We start from the raw sequence: 16,104 nt of genomic DNA on the forward strand, positions 1-16,104 counted from the left end.
GACATCATGACCCTCCCTGAACCATCCGCAGCTCCCGATCCCGCCGCCACGGAACCGGCCGGGACGGTGGACCTGACCATCGAACGGCCCGCCCACGGCGGGCACTTCGTGGCGCGGCACGAGGGCCGCGTGGTGTTCGTGCGGCACGCGCTGCCGGGGGAGCGCGTGCGCGTGCGCTTCACCGACACGGACGACGGCGCCAGCTTCTGGCGCGCCGACGTCGTCGAGGTGCTCGAGTCCTCACCCCACCGGGTGACGCATCCCTGGCCGCTCGCCGACGCCCTCTTCACGGCCGCCCGCGGACGCTCGGCCGTGGGGGGTGCCGAGTTCGGGCACATCGCCCTCGACGAGCAGCGGCGCCTGAAGGCCGCGATCTTCGAGGAGCAGCTCGCCCGCCTGGCGAAGACCGGGAGGACCGTGACCGCCGAACCCGCCCGCGGCGAGGCCGCCGACGGGCTGGCCTGGCGCACGCGGGCCGCCTTCGCCGTCGACGCCGCCGGACGCCTGGCGATGCACCTGCACCGTTCGCACTCCGTCGTCCCGGTGCGGGAGATGCCCCTGGCCGTCCCCGCGATCAACGCGCTGCGGCTGTGGACCCTGGACCTCTCCGGAATCGAGCGGGTGGACGTCGCCGCACCGTCCGGCGGGGGAGACCCGCTGGTCCTCCTCGTCCCCGCCGCCGGCACGTCCCCGCGCCGCGTCGCCGCCGTGGCGTCCTCGATCGACGGCGCCTCGGTGGGAGTCCTCGAACCGGAGTCCGGCCAGGTCCGGCGCCTCACGGGGCGGACCTGGCTCCAGGAGAGCGTGCTGGGACTCGACTACCGCGTCACCGGCGCAGGGTTCTGGCAGATCCACCGGGGCGCACCGGAGGCCCTCGCCACCGCTGTGCTCGACGGCCTCCAGCCCGCCGCGGGCGAGCGGATCGCCGATCTCTACGCCGGTGCCGGGCTCTTCACCGTGCCCCTCGCCCGCGCCGTCGGCCCGACCGGATCCGTGCTGTCGGTCGAGGGGTCCCCCGGGACGAGCCGCGACGCGCGACGCAACCTCCACGGCCAGGACCACGTGGCGATCGTGCAGGGCCGCGTGGACGCCGTGCTCGGCCGCTGGAACGAGCCGCTCGACGCCGTGCTCCTCGATCCGCCCCGCGCCGGCGCGGGGAAGAAGGTGGTCCGGCAGATCCTCGACGCCTCGCCGCGGGTGGTCGGCTACGTGTCCTGCGACCCGGCGTCGTTCGCACGCGACCTCGGCTATTTCCTCTCCGCCGGCTGGACGCTCGACACCCTCCGCGTCTTCGACCTCTACCCCCACACGCACCACATGGAATCGTTCGCGCGCCTCCTCCCGCCGTCGGCCTGACCCGGCGGCGGTCACGGATCGCGGGTCCCCGATGGCACCCGGGCGGATACCCGAACGTTAGAGTTAAGGTCAATCAGCGGCGATTCCTTCGCCACGCCGAACGAACCGAGGAGGCGCCGATGGGACTTCTGGAGACTATCCACGGCCCGCAGGACCTGAGCAAGCTCAGCGAGGCTCAACTGGCGGCTCTCGCCGGGGAGATCCGCACATTCCTGGTCAGCAACGTCTCGCGCACGGGCGGACACCTGGGCCCCAATCTCGGGGTGGTGGAGCTGACCCTCGGCATCCACCGCGTGTTCGACTCGCCCCGCGACAGCATCATCTTCGACACCGGCCACCAGTCCTACGTGCACAAGCTCGTGACCGGGCGCCAGGACTTCAGCACCCTCCGCCAGCAGGGCGGCCTGTCCGGCTACCCGTCCCGCGCCGAGTCGGTGCACGACGTCGTCGAGAGCTCCCATGCCTCGTCCTCGCTCTCGTGGGCCGACGGCATCTCCCGTGCCCGTGTCCTGAACGGGGAGGGGGACCGCTACACCGTCGTGCTCGTGGGCGACGGCGCACTCACCGGCGGCATGGCCTGGGAGGCCCTCAACAACATCGCCGCGGACAAGCGGCGGCGCGTCGTGATCGTGGTCAACGACAACGGCCGCTCCTACGCGCCGACCATCGGCGGCGTGGCCGACTACCTCGCGTCCCTCCGCCCCACCCTGGACTCCGTGCGCACGCATCGCGTCTACGAGCGCACCCTCGACTGGGTGAAGCTGCGCATGCAGAACGGCGGCACGGCGGGCGAGTTCAGCTACAAGAGCCTGCACGCCATGAAGAAGGGCATCAAGGACTGGTGGGCGCCGCAGGGGCTCTTCGAGGACCTCGGCATGAAGTACGTGGGCCCCGTGGACGGCCACGACCAGTCCGCCGTCGAGCAGGCCCTGCACCTGGCCAGGAACTACGAGGGGCCCGTGATCGTCCACGCGATCACCGAGAAGGGCCACGGCTATGCGCCCGCCCGCGCCCACGAGGCCGACCAGTTCCACGCCGTCGGCGTGATCGACCCCGAGACGGGCGAGCCCGTGGACGCGGCGGGCCAGCAGTCCTGGACCTCCGTCTTCGCGAACGAGATCGCGGACATCGCCGACGAGCGCCCCGACATCGTCGGCATCACCGGCGCCATGCTCATCCCTGTGGGCCTCCACCGCTTCGCCGCCCGCCACCCGGACCGCGTGTTCGACGTCGGCATCGCCGAGCAGCACGCTCTCACGAGCGCGGCGGGCATGGCCTTCGGTGGGCTGCACCCCGTCGTCGCCCTGTATGCGACGTTCCTGAACCGTGCCTTCGACCAGCTCCTCATGGATGTCGCCCTGCACGAGGCAGGCGTGACGGTGGTCCTCGACCGGTCCGGCGTGACGGGGCCCGACGGCGCCAGCCACCACGGCATGTGGGACCTCGCGATGCTGCAGGCCGTGCCCGGACTGCACCTCGCCGCGCCGCGCGATGCCTCCCGGCTGCGCGAGGAGCTCCGCGAGGCCGTCGCCATCGGCGATGCGCCGAGCGTGGTGCGCTACTCCAAGGGATCGGTCGGTGCGGAGGTCGAGGCGATCGAACGCCTGGACGACGGCGTGGACGTCCTGTCCCGCAGACCGGCCGGCTCCCGCCAGAACGACGTGCTCATCATCAGCGTGGGAGCCATGAGCGAGCTCGCCCTCGACGTCTCGAACCGGCTCGGCGCGCAGGGCATCAGCTCCACCGTCATCGACCCGCGCTGGCTCCTGCCGGTCTGCCGGTCGGTGATCGACCTCGCCGCCGAGCACCGCCTCGTGATCGTCATCGAGGACGGCGTCCGCGCCGGCGGGGTCGGCTCGAGGATCCGCCAGGAGATGCGCTCGGCGGGCGTCGACACCGCGCTCAACGAGGTGGGCCTCCCGGTCGAGTTCCTCGACCACGGCTCGCGCAGCCAGGTGCTGGAACGCGTGGGACTCACCGCCCAGAAGATCACGCACGACGTCGTCGCGCAGGTCCTCGGCACCAAGGTGCCGGTCGCGCGGCCGCTCGCGGGCGACCACGCGCCGGCCACCGGGCAGCTCCCGAACCTCTGACCCGGCGCCGCCCGGTCGGTGGCGCCGCCGGTACCCGTGGGGACCACCGACGGGTACCGGGGCGGGAGCTTCCCGGGCGGGCTCGCCGTTCCACGGGCCCCTCTGCAGGAGTCCGGTGTGAGATAATGACGAAGGCCGGCGAGGGAACCACATTCCCACACCGGTCCAGTGACAGGCTTCCGTTCCACCAGCGATGCTTCCGTCCTACCGAGTCCGCCCCGTCGGCGGAAGGAGGGGGAATCCGCTGGAGGGACCCACCGTCGACAAGGGCGGCTGAGTTGGAAAAGCGCCACTGGTCTCCGAGTGATGACGCACCCCCATGACGGTGTGACCTCGGACGATATGACAACGACTTCCGGTCAGCCGCCGGGCGAAGGGCCCACGGCGGGCCGACATACCGCCCTGGAGGGCGTCGGAATGTGGCCGGCGCCGCAGGGGCTTGGAGCGAGCACCCATGGATCAGTCAGAACAGCTGGGGAACGACCAGAACGCAACCGTCGCACCCGAGGCCGCACAGCAACCCTCGGAGCAGGCCGCGCCGGTGAAGGCGCCGCGCAGGCGCCGCGCCGCCAGTGCCCCGGCAGGGGCACCGCCCGCCGTGCAGGAGACCGCGCCCGCCGCGGGAGCCCCGGCGACCGAAGCACCCGTCACCGACGCGCCCACTACTGAGGCGCCCGTCGCGCCGGTCCGCAAGCGGGCCACGCGGGCCCGCAAGACCGCCGTCGCCGAGACCGCCGATGCCGCGCCGACGGCCAGCACGGACACCACGGCCACCACGGACACCACGGGCACCGGCCCGGACGCGGGGGAGGCCACCCCGGGCACCGATGCCGAGGCAGCTCCCGCCGCCCCGGTCCGGGCACCGCGCACCCGTCGCCGGGCGGCCACGGCCGAGGCCGGCCCGGCCGCGCCCGTCGAGCAGCGTCCCTCCGGCGGTGCCGTCCCGGACACGGCAGCTGCCGAGGCCACCACCGGTGGCACGGCGCCGGCGCAGGACGCCACCGACACCGTCTCCGCGAGCACCTCCGCCGACACCGGCGCCTCCGCCGACACCGAGGGTGTCCCGGCCGCGACCGAGGAGAAGCCCGCGCGTGCGCGCCGCACCTCCACCCGGACGCGCAGCCGCCGCGCCTCGGAACCCGTCCCGTCCGCCGAGCCGGAGCAGCCGGCCGATCCCGCATCGGCCACCGACGCCACGGGCGCCACCCCGGACACCACCCCGGACACCACCCCGGACACGACGGGTGCCACTGCGGCAGCGACCCCCGACGACGCCGCAGCAGCGGCTCCCGAGGACGAGGCGGCAGAGGGACAGCGCAGCGATCCCTTTGCCGTCCCGGAATCACCCCTGTCGCTCCTGTTCCATGCCCCCGACCTGAGCACTGTCACCGTGCCCTCCGTCAAGGTCACCGCGCCCCGCGAGGAGGACCCGGAGGAGGACACCGAGGACGCCGGCCGCCGCTCACGGCGGAGCCGCCGCACCCGCGGCCGCCGCAGCGACGCCGGCCAGACCGAGGCGGGCCAGGAGGAGGCGGACACCACCGCCGAGCCGGCCGGGACGAACGGCCCCGACGACGGTGCCGCCGTCACGTCACGCCGCCGTCGCCGTCGCCGTCGTGGCGACCAGGACCTCGAACTCTCGGGCGGCGACGACGACGATCCGCCCAACACGGTCACCCGTGTCCGTGCTCCGCGGCAGTCCAGCGAGCCCGTCTCCGACCGCGTGACCAGCGTCCGCGGCTCCACCCGCCTCGAGGCGAAGAAGCAGCGCCGCCGGGAGTCCCGTGACACGGGGCGCCGTCGCCAGGTCATCACCGAGGCCGAGTTCCTCGCCCGGCGCGAGTCCGTCGACCGGCAGATGATCGTCCGCCAGCGCGACGACAGGATCCAGATCGGCGTGCTCGAGGACGGTATCCTCGCCGAGCACTTCGTCTCCCGCACCCAGCAGGACTCCCTGATCGGCAACGTGTACCTCGGCAAGGTGCAGAACGTGCTGCCGAGCATGGAGGCGGCGTTCGTGGACATCGGACGCGGCCGCAACGCCGTCCTGTACGCCGGCGAGGTCAACTGGGACGCCGCGGGCCTCGACGGCCAGCCGCGCCGCATCGAGCTCGCGCTGAAGTCCGGCGATCCTGTGCTGGTGCAGGTCACCAAGGACCCCGTGGGCCACAAGGGAGCCCGGCTCACGAGCCAGATCTCCCTCCCCGGCCGCTACCTCGTCTACGTCCCCGGCGGCTCGATGACGGGCATCTCCCGCAAGCTGCCCGACGTCGAGCGCAACCGCCTCAAGCGGATCCTCAAGGACCGCCTGCCGGAGAACGCCGGTGTGATCGTCCGCACCGCGGCCGAGGGTGCCAGCGAGGAGGAGCTGACCCACGACATCAACCGGCTCCGCGCCCAGTGGGAGGAGATCGAGCGGAAGGCCGGCTCCACCAAGACCCTGGCGCCCGAGCTCCTGTACGGCGAACCGGACCTCACCATCAAGGTGGTCCGCGACGTCTTCAACGAGGACTTCTCCAAGCTCGTGGTCTCGGGCGAGGAGGCGTGGGACACCATCGAGGCCTACGTCATGTACGTGGCACCTGACCTCGTCGGCAGGCTCGAGAAGTGGTCGGGCGAGGAGGACATCTTCGCCGCGTCACGCATCGACGAGCAGATCTCGAAGGCACTGGAACGCAAGGTCTTCCTGCCGTCCGGTGGTTCGCTCGTCATCGACCGCACCGAGGCCATGACCGTCGTCGACGTCAACACCGGCAAGTTCACCGGCAGCGGCGGGAACCTCGAGGAGACCGTCACCAAGAACAACCTCGAAGCGGCCGAGGAGGTCGTCCGCCAGCTCCGGCTCCGCGACATCGGCGGCATCATCGTGATCGACTTCATCGACATGGTGCTCGAGGCGAACCGCGACCTCGTGCTCCGGCGTCTCGTCGAATGCCTGGGCCGTGACCGGACCAAGCACCAGGTCGCCGAGGTGACCTCGCTGGGACTCGTCCAGATGACGCGCAAGCGCATGGGGACCGGTCTGCTCGAAGTCTTCGGTGAGGACTGCGAGCACTGTGCGGGACGCGGCGTCGTGACCCACATGGAGCCCGTCGAGCACCACCGCTCCGTGCCCGCACCGGAGAGCCAGCCGGTGCGCCAGGACAGGATGTCCCGGAGCGAGCGCAAGCGTAACCGGGGCCGGAGCGGCCAGCCGGTGGACGAGGCGCCCGTGCAGCCTCCCGCTCCCGTGGCCGAGAGCCCCGAGCGTGCGGCGAAGGCGGAAGCCGCCCGCGCCGCCCTGGCGAGCATCGCGGCCGCGACGCACCACGCACACGAGGACCAGGCACACGAGGACCGGACGGAGGAGCCGGCCGCCGAGGCCGACATCCAGGTGACCGAGGCCGTCCTCACGATCAACGGCGAGACGGTGACCCTGCCACGCGCCGAGGGCCGGCGGCCGGAGACCCAGGAGCGCGACGCCTCGCCGTCGACCCGCCTGACCCTCGACAGCCTGAGCGAGGCCTTCAACCGGAGGCCTGCAGCGGGGAACGCGCCCGCCGCAGCAGAGGACGTGCGTGACGGCGCAGCGGTGGCCGACGCCACCGAACCGCCGGCCGTCGACGGAGCCCGCGAAGCAGGCGCCCCTGTGGCAGCTGTGGCACCGGTAGCGGCGTCTCCCGAGGCGCCGGTCCGGCGGGCGCGGCCGCGCCGCCGTGTGGCCCGCAGCGCCCAGGGCGCCGCGGACACGACGATCGAGACGCAGGGCGCGGAGCAGGCCGTCGAGCAGTCGGGGACACGCCATGTCGCCAAGGCTCCGTCGGCGGCGCGGAAGCCCGAGGCCTCCGCGGCCGAGCCGCTGATCTTCGGCGTCGGGGTACCTGCCTCGGAACTGTAGGAACCGCAGGACCGGCCGCACCGGTCACCTGCACGCTCCGCCGGGAAGGCCGGGGTCCGCGAGGACCCCGGCCTTCCGTGTCCAGGGGACGGCCGGATGCCCGCTGATTTGCGGGAAGGCGCAGCTCTGCCGTAATCTTGACCCTCGGTGCACTCGCCTGTTAACCGGCATGTCCGGCGCACGCAGAGGTCCCGACGACACCAGCAGCCGCAGGCCGTGGTGTCAGGGACGCGCAGCGCGGATCCGGTACATGGAGCAACCTTCAGGATTGCTGCCGAAGCGCACCCAGGTTTTTTCATCAGAAGTCAGATTGTCGAGAGAAGTGAGTTCCCAAGTGGTGTACGCGATTGTCCGCGCAGGCGGCCGCCAAGAAAAGGTTTCTGTAGGAGACCTCGTTACCCTTGACCGCGTCACCGGTCAGGCAGGAAGCACGTTCAACCTTCCCGCCCTCCTTCTGGTAGACGGCGCCAAGATCACCTCCGCAGCGGAGGACCTCGCGAAGGTCACCGTCACTGCCGAGATCGTCGAGAATCTTCGTGGACCGAAGATTGTCATCCAGAAGTTCAAGAACAAGACCGGCTACAAGAAGCGCCAGGGTCACCGTTCGGAACTGACCCGCGTCAAAATCACAGGCATCGCGTAGTCCCTTCGGGCTACCGGTCGGTCACGTCAAAACTTCAGCGAAGGCAGGCATAACTCATGGCACATAAGAAGGGCGCAAGCTCCACTCGCAACGGCCGCGACTCGAACGCGCAGTTCCTCGGCGTGAAGCGCTTCGGCGGTCAGGTCGTCAAGGCCGGCGAGATCATCGTCCGCCAGCGCGGCACCCACTTCCACCCGGGCGCCAACGTCGGCCGCGGCGGCGACGACACCCTGTTCGCACTCGAGGCAGGCGCCGTCGAGTTCGGCACCCGTCGCGGACGCAAGGTCGTCAACATCGTCGGAGCAGCAGCAGAGTAATTCTGCCTGTACACGGTGCGCACAGCATTCGGGTGGGGTGAGCCTCTACGGCTCGCCCCACCTTCTTTTAAGCCGATCAGACTCGGCACAGCGAGAGATTTGTAGAAGGAGACCACCGTGGCGAGCTTCGTTGACCGCGTAGTCCTGCACGTATCCGGAGGCACCGGTGGCCATGGCTGCGTCTCCGTCCACCGCGAGAAGTTCAAGCCCCTGGGCGGCCCCGACGGCGGGAACGGCGGCGACGGCGGCGACGTCATCCTCCGGGTCGACCACCAGACCACCACCCTCCTCGACTACCACCACGCACCCCACCGGCATGCCACCAACGGCGGCAACGGGATGGGCGACTGGCGCGGCGGCAAGAACGGCGAGACGCTGATCCTGTCCGTCCCGGACGGCACCGTCGTCAAGACGAAGGACGGCGAGGTGCTCGCCGACCTCGTGGGCGAGGGCACCGAGTTCGTAGCCGCGGCCGGCGGGCAGGGCGGGCTCGGCAACGCCGCGCTGTCCTCCCAGAAGCGCAAGGCGCCCGGCTTCGCCCTCCTCGGCATCCCCGGCGACGAGCGGGACGTCGTCCTCGAACTGAAGTCCATCGCGGACATCGCCCTCGTCGGGTTCCCGTCCGCCGGCAAGTCGAGCCTCATCGCCGCCATGTCGGCGGCCCGGCCCAAGATCGCCGACTACCCGTTCACCACGCTGGTGCCGAACCTCGGCGTCGTCGAGGCCGGCTCCACCCGCTTCACCATCGCCGACGTCCCCGGCCTCATCGAGGGCGCGAGCGAGGGCAAGGGCCTCGGGCACCACTTCCTGCGCCACGTGGAGCGCTGCGCGGCCCTGGTGCACGTCCTGGACTGCGCCGCGCTCGAGGCCGACCGCGATCCGCTCGCCGACCTCGAGATCATCGAACGGGAACTGGAGCGGTACTCCGTCGACATGAGCTTCGCCGGGCCCGACGGGGACGTCATACCCCTCAACGAGCGCCCCCGGCTGATCGCGCTCAACAAGGTGGACGTCCCCGACGGGCGGGACATGGCGGACTTCGTGCGCCCGGACCTCGAAGCGCGCGGCTACCGCGTCTTCGAGGTGTCGGCCTCGAGCCACGAGGGGCTGCGCCAGCTCGGCTTCGCCATGGCGGAGATCGTCGAGGACGCGCGCAGGGCCGTAGCGGCTACGCCGCCGAAGGTCGCGCCCCCCGTGCTGCGTCCGCGCGGCGTCAACGCCGCCTCGTTCCGGATCCGGCACGAGGAGAAGGACGCCCTGCCGCTGTTCCGGGTACTCGGCGAGAAGCCTGAGCGCTGGGTCAAGCAGACCGACTTCACCAACGACGAGGCCGTCGGCTACCTCGCGGACCGCCTCGCCAAGCTCGGCGTGGAGGAGCAGCTCTTCAAGACGGGCGCCAAGCCCGGCGACACCGTGGTGATCGGCGAGGGCGACGGCGTCGTCTTCGACTGGGAGCCGACCATGATGGGCGGCGCGGAGCTGCTCGCCGGTCCGCGCGGTTCCGATCTCCGCCTGGCCGAGTACGTGCGGCCCACGCGCGAGCAGAAGCGCGAGGAGTACCAGGAGCGCAAGGTGGCGAAGGCCGCCGCCCGCGCCGACCTCGAGGCCGACCGCAAGGCCGGCATCTGGACGGAGTCCGTGCAGAACCGCTCCCGTCCTGCCGAGCCCGGCGCGGACGGCGAGTCCGGGGACTGACGCGTGACGCTGGAGCAGTCGCAGCAGCCCTCCGCGTCCCGGGCGGGGCTGGCGGTCGCCGGGCGGATCGTGGTCAAGGTCGGCTCGTCGTCGCTCACCTCGGTGTCGGGGGGCATCTCCGGTGAGGCCCTGGTGGGCCTCGCCGACGTCCTCGCCGCACGGCGTACGGCGGGCACGGAGGTCATCCTCGTGTCCTCCGGCGCGATCGCCGCAGGGCTCGCGCCCCTCGGCCTCGCCCGCCGTCCCTCCCAGCTCTCCACCCAGCAGGCGGCAGCGAGCGTGGGGCAGAGCCTGCTGATGGCGCAGTACGCGCGGGCCTTCGCCGCCCACGGCGTCACGGTGAGCCAGATCCTGCTCACCGCAGACGATCTCGTCCGGCGTTCCCACTACGCCAACGCACACCGCGCGATGGAGCGGCTCCTGAACTTCGGCGTCGTGCCCATCGTGAACGAGAACGACACCGTCGCGAGCCACGAGATCCGCTTCGGCGACAACGACCGCCTCGCCGCCCTCGTCGCGCACCTCGTCAAGGCCGAGGCCCTCGTGCTCCTGTCCGACGTGGACGCCCTGTACGACGGGCCGCCCGCCGCGGGCGCGATGCGCATCCCGCTCGTCGGATCACCGGCGGACCTCGACGGCGTCACGATCGGCCGTGCCGGCAAGGCGGGCGTGGGGACGGGCGGCATGGTCACCAAGGTCGAGGCGGCGACCATCGCCGCCTCCTCCGGCATCCCGGCCCTCGTCACGTCGACGGCGAATGCCGCCGCGGCGCTCCGCGGGGAGGACGTGGGCACCTGGTTCACGCCCACCGGCAAGCGCCAGCCCATCCGGCTACTCTGGCTGGCCCACCTCGCCCGCGTCCTCGGCACCCTGGTGCTCGACGACGGCGCGGTGCGTGCGGTGGGGGAGCGGCGCCGCTCCCTGCTGCCCGCCGGCGTGACCGACGTGTCGGGCGTCTTCGAGGCCGGTGATCCGGTGCAGCTCGTCAGTGGCGACGGCACCGTGGTGGCGCGGGGCCTCGTGAACTACAGCTCCGCGGAGCTGCCGCGGATGCTCGGGCGGTCCACGCACGACCTCGCGGACGAACTGGGCGCCGAGTACGAGCGCTCGATCGTGCACGTCAACGATCTCGTGGTGCTGCGGTCCGCCGTCGCGTCATGAAGGACCCCGGAGGCGGGCGCGCAGCGCCTCCTCGCTAGAATGCTGGGATGACCGATCTGCAGGCCGAGACGACCCCCCGGAACCACGCCGACGCGCTGTCCGCCGACCAGCTGACCGCTGCCGTCCACGCGATCACGGACAGGGCGCGCCTCGCGTCCCGTGAGCTCGGACGTGCCACCCGCGCCCACAAGGACCGCGTCCTCCTGGCGATCGCCGAGGCCCTCGTCGCGCGGCGCGACGTCGTCCTCGCCGCCAACCGGACCGACGTCGAGCGAGGCCGCGCCTCGGGGACGTCCGACTACCTGCTCGACCGGCTCCGCCTCGATGCGCCGCGCATCGACAGGCTCGCGGAGGCCCTGGCGCAGCTGGCCGCCCTCCCTGATCCCGTCGGCACCGCGGTCCGCGCCGAGACCCTCCCCAACGGGCTGAGGCTGCGGCAGGTCCGGGTACCCCTCGGCGTCGTCGCGGCGATCTACGAGGCGCGCCCCAACGTCACGGTGGACATCGCGGGGCTCGCCCTCAAGAGCGGCAACGCCGTCATCCTGCGCGGCGGCAGCGCGGCGGCCGCCACGAACGCGGCGCTGGTCGGCATCATCCGCGACACCCTCGGGGACCACGGACTGCCCGACGACGCGGTCCTCACCATCGACGAGTTCGGCAGGGAGGGCGCGCGGGTCCTGATGGAGGCCCGTGGGCGGATCGACGTCCTCATCCCGCGGGGCGGGCGGGACCTCATCCAGTCGGTCGTCACGACGGCGCGCGTCCCGGTGATCGAGACGGGGGAGGGGAACGTGCACATCCTCCTCGACGAGAGTGCCGACGAGGAGATGGCGATCGACATCCTCCTCAACGCCAAGACGCAGCGGCCCAGCGTCTGCAACACCGTCGAGACCCTGCTCGTGCACAGCCGCTCACGGGCCGCCGCCGGCGTCCTCGCGGCGCTCCTGCGCGCCGGGGTGGTCCTGCACGTCGACGACCGGTCACGGGCGCTGCTGCCCGAAGGGGCCGACGCGCCGACCGCGACCGAGGACGACTGGGGGCGCGAATACATGCAGCTGGACCTCGCCGTGCGCACCGTCGACACCGTCGACGAGGCCCTGCAGCACATCCGGCGGTGGAGCACCGGCCACAGCGAGGCCATCATCACGAACAACCTGGCGTCGTCGGAGGAATTCGTCGCCGGAGTGGACTCGGCGGCCGTGCTGGTCAATGCGTCCACGCGGTTCGTCGACGGCGGCGAGCTCGGCCTCGGCGCCGAGGTGGGCATCTCCACCCAGAAGATGCACGCCCGCGGCCCGATGGGCCTGGCCGAACTGACGACGACGAAGTGGATCGTGCAGGGCGAGGGGCAGATCCGCCGCTGACACCCCGCCCCGGGCGGGGAGGGGGCGGCCCGGTTGCGCGTACCATGGGAGAAACGTCCACGCCGGACCCCACGGGCCGGCTCAACCCCTGACAGAGGAACCACGATGCTCTATTCCCTCGGCAGCGCACTGCTGGCGAACGAGGCCATGGAACAGCAACACTCGCTGCCGATGCCTCCTCTCGTCTACGGTCTCATCGTCATGGGCGTCCTGCTCACCCTGATGATCGTCACCGTGTCGTTCTCCAACGTGCGGAACCGGCACGAGGCCGTCGAGGAGCACATCGACCCCCACAAGCAGCACGCCAACAACCACGACCACGGCGAAGCGAACCGGCACTAGCGTCCAGGTGGCAGCTGACAGCATCGCGCGGGACGTCATGGGCGGTCGGCGGCATCGCGACGGGTCGCCGTGGCGCCTCGGCGTCATGGGCGGGACGTTCGATCCCATCCACCACGGGCACCTCGTCGCCGCGAGCGAGGTCGCGTCGGTGTTCGATCTGGACGAGGTGGTGTTCGTCCCCACCGGCCAGCCGTGGCAGAAGGCCGACAAGGACGTGACGGCGGGCGAGCACCGCTACCTGATGACCGTCATCGCCACGGCGTCGAACCCCAGCTTCACGGTGAGCCGGGTGGACATCGAACGTCCAGGGCCCACGTTCACGATCGACACCCTGCGCGACCTGAAGGTGCAGCGGCCGGAGGCTCAGCTCTTCTTCATCACCGGCGCGGACGCCATGGCCCAGATCCTCACCTGGAAGAACGCGGAGGAGCTGTGGTCGCTCGCCCACTTCATCGGGGTCACGCGGCCCGGGCACGAGCTGAACGGACGGGGACGCGACGTCAGCCTGCTGGAGGTGCCCGCCATGGCGATCTCGAGCACCGACTGCCGACGCCGTGTGGGCGAGGGCAAGCCGGTCTGGTACCTGGTACCGGACGGCGTCGTGCAGTACATCGCCAAGCACCGGCTGTACCGGAGCGAGGCGACGCACGAGGACGAGCAGTCCTCCGGCGCGGAGAGTGGGAACGACGTTCCGGCGGAAGGAAAGCACGGGGGTAACCCCAGCTCCGTACAACAACCGACTGGGTGAAGGCGCAATGAGCAAGGCAGAGGACGAAGCACGGGTCACCGGGTCTCACGAAGCGGACCGTGCCGAGTCAGGGGGGCTCGGGATGACAGGCAGCGACAGCACCGGATCCGCCGTGCGCGGAGCGCAGACGGAAACTGCCGACCGGCCCAGGCGCAGCAGGAGAGCCGCGGAAGCGCCCCTCGATGCCGTCCCGGCGCCGCGCAGGGAGCGTGAGTCGCAGGTGCGTGCCCGCAACCGGGAGGCGCTCCGCACGTTCCGTGCCCTGGCTGACGGACCGGGGACGCAGGACGACGCGCCGGTCCGGATCGAGACACCCACCCGCCGGCAGCTACGCCTGCAACAGGTGGAGGGCCGCGCGGTCGCGCCCGCCGTCGGGGCGGTGCCCGGCGCCGGAACCACTGTCGAGGCCGACGGCACCGGTAGCACCGACCTCCCGGCGGCCTCCGAGGTCACCGGGACCGGCACGGACAGCCGTCCCACGGACGACGGGCACGTCGTCCCCGAGGCCGAGGCGGACTCCCCGCCGTCGGCAGCGGGCCACCCGTCCGACCCTGAGCGCGACGCCGGCCGGGCGGGCGCATCAGCCGTGGGCGCTGCACAGGGTCCCGTACCCGGCGGGCGTCGGGACCGCCGTCGGCAGACCGCCCCGGTGGCCGATGCCCCACAGGACGCGCAGCACGGAGCGGAGACGGAGGCACCCGGACGACGCCCCGAGGACATGAGCGTCGCGGAGGCTCTCGCGGCGCGGAACGCGATCGCCGCGGAGGCGCGGGACCACGCCGCGGCACTCCAGGCGGCCGGCACGGACGATCCGTTCACGGTGGACCTCCGGATCCTGGCGCAGCAGAAGGCCCTCGCCGAGCGGGCCGCGGTCCTGAACTCCCGCGCGCGCCGGGTACAGGAGCTCTCGGAGCAGAACCAGCAGCCGACCCCGGTGTCCGGCGATCCGTCGACGGCGCACAACCTGTCCATCATCACCCCGCCCGAATTCGTCGACGGTCCGGGAGGTTCCCGGACCGTCCTGCGCGCACCCGCCACCTCCTCCGTTCCCGTGGTGCTGCCGCGGCAGGCGTCCGGAGATGCGGCGGGCCCGCTGCTCGGGGCAGCCGATTCCTCGGCCCCGGCGCATCCCGATGCGCGGGGGACGGAGCCGATCCGGGCGCGCAGCGCCTTCGGGCTCGATCCGCTCGATGCCATGACCGCCGGCCTGGGGCGCGTGCGCCGCGTGCGCTACCTGCAGTATTCGTTGCTCGGAGTGGGCGCCGCGGCGCTCTCAACCGGAATAGTATTGACAGTCAGCTCCCTCAATGGGTGAAACCGCTGGCACCACACAAGGAGATCAGTGAGCGCTACCGAAGAGTCCATCAGCATCGCCCGTACGGCGGCGCATGCCGCAGCGGACAAGATCGCACAGGACATCATCGCCATCGACGTCAGCGACCGGCTCGCCATCACCGATGTCTTCCTCATCGCCTCGGCGCCGAGCGAGCGTCAGGTCAACGCGATCGTCGACGGCATCGAAGAGGAACTCTCGAAGCAGGGCCTCAAGCCCGTGCGACGCGAAGGGCGCAGCGAGGGCCGGTGGGTCCTGCTCGACTACGCCCAGGTGGTCGTCCACGTGCAGCACGAGGAGGACCGTGTGTTCTACGCACTGGACCGGCTCTGGAAGGACTGCCCGTCCGTCGACCTCCAGCTCGAGGGCGCACTGCAGAGCTCGCCGCAGGTCGCGGCGTCCGACGACGCCGAGTGACGCGGTATCCCCACGCCGATCCCGCAGCGCGCCGCGTCATCTTCTGGCGGCACGGCCGCACGGAGTGGAACCGGTCCGGCCTGTTCCAGGGCCAGGAGGACATCGACCTGGACGAGACGGGGCGCGAACAGGCGGCGCGGGCGGCCGAAGTGCTGGTCACCCGGCAGCCCGCGCTGATCGTCTCGTCGGACCTGCGCCGCGCCGCCGACACGGCCGCGGCCCTGTCCGAACTCAGCGGCATCCCCGTGTCCTACGACGACCGCCTCCGGGAGACGGACGCCGGGCAATGGCAGGGGATGTCCTTCGCGGAGATCGACGAGAAGTTCGCCGAGGACAACGCGGCGTGGCGCGGGGGCGACCCCGACGTGCGGGCGGGCGGCGCCGAGAACAGGATCGACGTCGGCGACCGCATGCTCGCGGCGGTCACTGACGCCGTCGCCCGCATCGAACCGGCGGAGACCCTCGTGGTGGTCAGCCACGGCGGAGCGATCAGGGCCGCCCTGGCGGCCCTGATGGGACTGCCACCCAAGCGGTGGGGCTCGCTCGCGGGCCTGTCCAACTGCCACTGGTCCGAGGTCCACGAGGTGGTCGGCAGGTCCGATGCTCTCTTCTCCTGGCAGTTGACGGAGCACAACGTGGGCCTCGGCTCGCTGCCGGCGGAGCCGCTGGAAGGGTGAGCCGGGACGGGCAGCACGATTTGGCGAAGCCGCCAGAATTTACTACACTGAACAAGTTGCTTCAGCGGGGTGAGAACCTCC

General features: G+C 71.7%; 13 protein-coding genes. All 13 read left to right on the plus strand.

Features of this window, described 5'->3' with window-relative positions; genetic code table 11:
- Nucleotides 1-6 precede the first annotated feature (6 nt).
- The 13 genes from QFZ50_RS04420 to QFZ50_RS04480 all read left to right on the plus strand — a co-directional run bounded on the left by QFZ50_RS04420 (nt 7) and on the right by QFZ50_RS04480 (nt 16,023).
- A complete protein-coding gene (locus QFZ50_RS04420) occupies nt 7-1,356 on the plus strand; it encodes a class I SAM-dependent RNA methyltransferase (protein WP_307082275.1) in 1,350 nt (449 codons plus the stop codon).
- 119 nt (nt 1,357-1,475) lie between these two features.
- Nucleotides 1,476-3,449, plus strand: a complete 1,974-nt coding sequence (dxs, locus tag QFZ50_RS04425; protein WP_307082277.1) for a 1-deoxy-D-xylulose-5-phosphate synthase — start codon at nt 1,476-1,478, stop codon at nt 3,447-3,449.
- 454 nt (nt 3,450-3,903) lie between these two features.
- Nucleotides 3,904-7,326: an Rne/Rng family ribonuclease gene (locus QFZ50_RS04430; RefSeq protein ID WP_307082278.1), complete on the plus strand. Its 3,423-nt coding sequence runs from the start codon at nt 3,904-3,906 to the stop codon at nt 7,324-7,326.
- A gap of 334 nt (nt 7,327-7,660) precedes the next feature.
- A complete protein-coding gene (rplU, locus tag QFZ50_RS04435) occupies nt 7,661-7,969 on the plus strand; it encodes a 50S ribosomal protein L21 (RefSeq protein WP_307086667.1) in 309 nt (102 codons plus the stop codon).
- Between the two features lie 56 nt (nt 7,970-8,025).
- Nucleotides 8,026-8,286 (plus strand): 50S ribosomal protein L27, encoded by a 261-nt coding sequence (gene rpmA / locus QFZ50_RS04440; RefSeq protein WP_087073579.1) that lies wholly within the window; start codon nt 8,026-8,028, stop codon nt 8,284-8,286.
- A 117-nt stretch (nt 8,287-8,403) separates the two neighbouring features.
- Nucleotides 8,404-9,981, plus strand: coding sequence for a GTPase ObgE (obgE, locus tag QFZ50_RS04445; RefSeq protein ID WP_307082284.1), 1,578 nt, complete (start codon nt 8,404-8,406; stop codon nt 9,979-9,981).
- A gap of 3 nt (nt 9,982-9,984) precedes the next feature.
- The gene (gene proB / locus QFZ50_RS04450; protein ID WP_307082286.1) at nt 9,985-11,142 is read left to right on the plus strand and encodes a glutamate 5-kinase; all 1,158 of its coding nucleotides are present in this window, start codon (nt 9,985-9,987) and stop codon (nt 11,140-11,142) included.
- Between the two features lie 47 nt (nt 11,143-11,189).
- Nucleotides 11,190-12,506 carry a glutamate-5-semialdehyde dehydrogenase gene (locus QFZ50_RS04455; RefSeq protein WP_307082288.1) on the plus strand — a complete coding sequence of 439 codons (1,317 nt, stop codon included), beginning with the start codon at nt 11,190-11,192 and terminating at the stop codon, nt 12,504-12,506.
- Between the two features lie 105 nt (nt 12,507-12,611).
- Nucleotides 12,612-12,848: a hypothetical protein gene (locus tag QFZ50_RS04460; protein WP_307082290.1), complete on the plus strand. Its 237-nt coding sequence runs from the start codon at nt 12,612-12,614 to the stop codon at nt 12,846-12,848.
- Nucleotides 12,849-12,885: 37 nt separating this feature from the next.
- On the plus strand, nt 12,886-13,596 hold the full coding sequence (gene nadD / locus QFZ50_RS04465; protein ID WP_307086670.1) for a nicotinate-nucleotide adenylyltransferase: 711 nt from the start codon (nt 12,886-12,888) through the stop codon (nt 13,594-13,596).
- An 82-nt stretch (nt 13,597-13,678) separates the two neighbouring features.
- Entirely contained in the window at nt 13,679-14,911 is a 1,233-nt protein-coding gene (locus tag QFZ50_RS04470) for a hypothetical protein (protein ID WP_307082293.1), read from the plus strand.
- Between the two features lie 27 nt (nt 14,912-14,938).
- Nucleotides 14,939-15,346, plus strand: coding sequence for a ribosome silencing factor (gene rsfS / locus QFZ50_RS04475; RefSeq protein ID WP_307082295.1), 408 nt, complete (start codon nt 14,939-14,941; stop codon nt 15,344-15,346).
- Nucleotides 15,343-16,023 (plus strand): histidine phosphatase family protein, encoded by a 681-nt coding sequence (locus QFZ50_RS04480; RefSeq protein WP_307082297.1) that lies wholly within the window; start codon nt 15,343-15,345, stop codon nt 16,021-16,023. Before rsfS ends, QFZ50_RS04480 begins: the two co-directional genes overlap by 4 nt.
- Nucleotides 16,024-16,104: the final 81 nt, after the last annotated feature.

The organism is Arthrobacter agilis, assembly GCF_030816075.1.
GTDB classification, from domain to species: domain Bacteria; phylum Actinomycetota; class Actinomycetes; order Actinomycetales; family Micrococcaceae; genus Arthrobacter_D; species Arthrobacter_D agilis_E.

Coding starts and splice junctions, on each gene's coding strand:
- QFZ50_RS04460 (WP_307082290.1), top strand. CDS start 12,612: ATGCTCTATTCCCTCGGCAGCGCACTGCTGGCGAACGAGGCCATGGAA.
- nadD (WP_307086670.1), top strand. CDS start 12,886: ATGGGCGGTCGGCGGCATCGCGACGGGTCGCCGTGGCGCCTCGGCGTC.
- QFZ50_RS04430 (WP_307082278.1), top strand. CDS start 3,904: ATGGATCAGTCAGAACAGCTGGGGAACGACCAGAACGCAACCGTCGCA.
- rpmA (WP_087073579.1), top strand. CDS start 8,026: ATGGCACATAAGAAGGGCGCAAGCTCCACTCGCAACGGCCGCGACTCG.
- QFZ50_RS04470 (WP_307082293.1), top strand. CDS start 13,679: ATGACAGGCAGCGACAGCACCGGATCCGCCGTGCGCGGAGCGCAGACG.
- QFZ50_RS04420 (WP_307082275.1), top strand. CDS start 7: ATGACCCTCCCTGAACCATCCGCAGCTCCCGATCCCGCCGCCACGGAA.
- dxs (WP_307082277.1), top strand. CDS start 1,476: ATGGGACTTCTGGAGACTATCCACGGCCCGCAGGACCTGAGCAAGCTC.
- QFZ50_RS04455 (WP_307082288.1), top strand. CDS start 11,190: ATGACCGATCTGCAGGCCGAGACGACCCCCCGGAACCACGCCGACGCG.